The sequence below is a fragment of the Peribacillus sp. YIM B13472 genome (assembly GCF_042788005.1).
Classification (GTDB): Bacteria; Bacillota; Bacilli; order Bacillales; family DSM-1321; genus Peribacillus; species Peribacillus simplex_E.
Genome location: NZ_JBHZPG010000076.1, coordinates 1 through 2,830 on the forward strand (window position 1 = coordinate 1; position 2,830 = coordinate 2,830).

At 36.1% G+C, this 2,830-nt stretch carries 5 protein-coding genes; 3 read left to right on the forward strand and 2 right to left on the reverse strand.

The window, feature by feature from the left end; translation table 11 throughout:
- Nucleotides 1-200: 200 nt before the first annotated feature.
- The gene (locus tag ACFX4I_RS26310) at nt 201-359 is read right to left on the reverse strand and encodes an SMI1/KNR4 family protein (protein WP_230300928.1); all 159 of its coding nucleotides are present in this window, start codon (nt 357-359) and stop codon (nt 201-203) included.
- Between the two features lie 263 nt (nt 360-622).
- Between ACFX4I_RS26310 and ACFX4I_RS26315 the strand changes: the two genes are divergently transcribed.
- Complete coding sequence (locus ACFX4I_RS26315) at nt 623-1,207, forward strand: MBL fold metallo-hydrolase (protein WP_377424177.1); 585 nt, start codon at nt 623-625, stop codon at nt 1,205-1,207.
- 61 nt (nt 1,208-1,268) lie between these two features.
- The gene (locus ACFX4I_RS26320; RefSeq protein ID WP_377424179.1) at nt 1,269-1,487 is read left to right on the forward strand and encodes a DUF3006 domain-containing protein; all 219 of its coding nucleotides are present in this window, start codon (nt 1,269-1,271) and stop codon (nt 1,485-1,487) included.
- A gap of 88 nt (nt 1,488-1,575) precedes the next feature.
- Here ACFX4I_RS26320 and ACFX4I_RS26325 read toward each other — a convergent pair whose 3' ends face one another.
- Nucleotides 1,576-2,139, reverse strand: a complete 564-nt coding sequence (locus ACFX4I_RS26325) for a competence protein ComK (protein ID WP_230300931.1) — start codon at nt 2,137-2,139, stop codon at nt 1,576-1,578.
- A 319-nt stretch (nt 2,140-2,458) separates the two neighbouring features.
- On the opposite strand from ACFX4I_RS26325, the gene ACFX4I_RS26330 reads away from it, so the two are divergent.
- Nucleotides 2,459-2,695: an IDEAL domain-containing protein gene (locus ACFX4I_RS26330; RefSeq protein WP_034314641.1), complete on the forward strand. Its 237-nt coding sequence runs from the start codon at nt 2,459-2,461 to the stop codon at nt 2,693-2,695.
- Nucleotides 2,696-2,830 lie beyond the last annotated feature (135 nt).

Genomic DNA, 2,830 nt, shown 5'->3' on the forward strand with positions numbered 1-2,830 from the left:
TGGAAATCAACGTCCAAATTGTACAAGCCATAAAAATAGACAAACTCGATTTTCATCGAGTTTGTCTACAGTCTGAACCATGCAAATGTTTTATTTGCATGGTTTTCTTTTTCAAATAATTAATTCGAAAGTGCAAGACATTTCCGATATGGTATCAATCCCAGTTCTCAATTGCCACTTGAAAGCTAACTTGTATATATTCATTCCAAGTTTTTATATCTATTCAATTCTATTTTGCTTATATCATCCGATTGAACCCCAAAATATTCATCTATTATTCTTAAGCAGTAAACAAACTCATCAACATTCTCTATAACTGGTAAACCTAACTTTCTATAACGCTCTGTACTTTCAACCACAGATATTTAGCCTGCTCCTCCAATACCAAGCATGTCAACTCCATACTTATAACATCCTTCTTATAAAATTCCGAGAGAAATAGATTTGCTATTGGTTTTCACCTGTAAATTAATGGCTTTGTTAATTATACATAAATACCTAGGATTATTTTACCTAACCACGATTCAGACGCCCGGCTTTCTTTTTTTATCACAAAGAAAATCATGTCCAAATCCCCATTTTTCCGGTTACACATGGTAAATTATTATTTGGAGGAAAAAAAATGAAGAAAATAAATATTCTACTGGTCGCTTTTCTTGTTTTGTCTTTATTCACTGGACTTAAAACAGCTGAGGCAGCCTCAAATATGAAGGTACATTTCATCAACGTAGGACAAGGAGATTCAATCCTTATTCAAACCGGTAACGAAAACGTTTTAATCGATGGCGGCGGTAAAGGAAAGGGCAACGAAGTTGTAGCCTACCTTAAAAAACAAAAGGTAAAAACACTTAATGCATTAGTATCCACTCACCCGGATGCGGATCATGTGGGCGGTCTGGCTTATGTGATTAAAACGCTTAATGTGAAATCCGTGTATACCCCTAAAATTTCTCATACCACCCAAGCATACAAAGACTTTTTAACGGCTGTTAAGCAGAAGAAGCTTACAATAAAAAAGGCGCAGACTGGCGTGGAAATCAATACTAAAGCTAAGGATAATTCCCTTAAATTCATTGCACCTGTTAAAGAATATGCTAAGTCTGACTTAAATAATTGGAGTGCAGTCCTTTTACTTAAACACGGCAAAAATTTCTACTGTTGTAAAACGGTTGAATTCAGTGAAAGCCAAAACTTATCGCACAGATAAATCAGGTAACATTATTTTTACTTCTACAGGTCAGAAAATTACTGTAAAGACGGTGAAATAAATGGTACAAGGAATTATCGATCGCTTCGAGGGAAAGATCGCTGTCGTTGAAATCGAAGGTGGCGACATGAAGGATTTTCCTAAAATTTCTCTTCCCAAGGGAGCAAAAGTAGGAGATATGCTGATTATCGATGGTAATACGATCACCATTTCCAAAGAAGGCACTAAGCAGTTAAGAAAAGAGATTGACGATTTAATGGATGAATTATTTGAAGATTAATTCCGGGGCCCTTCTTTAATAAGAAGGGCTTGCTTTAATTTTGAATGAATCCCGTTTGCATTCTTCTATGATTACCCCTGAAACCCCTCTAACGCGGTATATACTTTGACATTACCTCTGAAGCCTTTTCCCCATTTGCATCGGAAAACAGATAGAAGGATTTCCTCTTTGTCTCCTCAATCCTCTGGATCAATTTCGTTTTTAAAAAAGATGTCCGGTGCAGCTGGTTTTCGAAAGAACTGTATGATACTGCTATATCGATGCTTTGTCTATTCCTGAATGTGATGGTTGTATGTTTGGAATCCAGGCGATCATAGGATGCCACATGCTCATGTGATAGCCAGATGCATTGAGGACGCAACGGAGATGTAGTCGGAAAGAAGAAAATCGAACTGGTCGGATCGATCGCGATCGGTGCTTTATGTGTGATGTTTATGAGCTGTTTCGTGCCTTGCTTACGTCCTTCATAACTTGATCCGAAGAACTCACAGCTTTTCTTTATTATTTCCATGGGTTTAAACGGGGAGATGAACTCGTCCTCCACTTCAACGATACGAGAATATATTTTACTACCGTAATTGATTGGCGAAACCATTAGTGTATGTGGCGTGATTTCATATTCCTCGATGATTCCCTGATTGTTTTCATTCATTTTTAATCCACCTCTTCCTCATTGCTAAACACCGCTTTTACTTTACCGAAGCTTATACTCTTGATTGCTTGTACCCCTCCATTCCCCATTATCCAAGAAGAGTGAAGGGGAATAGTAAATGTATGTTAAATTACTCACTATAATAGCACAACCCTTAAACATAAAAAGGAAGTTCACAAAAAATTAAGAATTCTTTTATATAGTGGCTTTTTCGTCATCTAAACGACACATTCTCTAAAATGTTTAAATTTTTTAAATTTTCAGTTGATTTTATTCACTCAAATCCATATAATAATAAAAAGGGTCAGGGGTGGTAACTTTGAAAAATGAAAAATCTTATTCAGAGTCAGTGAAGTCCTTATCAATGAGCGAAATGAAAAACGATGCCGTGGTTCAGGAAATGTTAATTGATATGATTATTCAGGAAGCCGTCCTTACTACCAAAAAGAATATCCTTGCAAAACAGATCGATGAAGCCTTGGATATGAAAAACAAACCTTTATTCTTAAAACTAAGTTCTGAAATGAACGTTTTACTAAAACAGTTTGGCAATTAAAATGCATCAATAAAAAAAGCCCAATGATCAGAAAAGCCTCCCATAATGTTGGGAGGCTTCAGTTTGTAGACAAAAGGGGTTCGGAATTAAAAAATTCCGAACCCCTTTTGAAATTCTCTTTGAATTTTCGCCTAA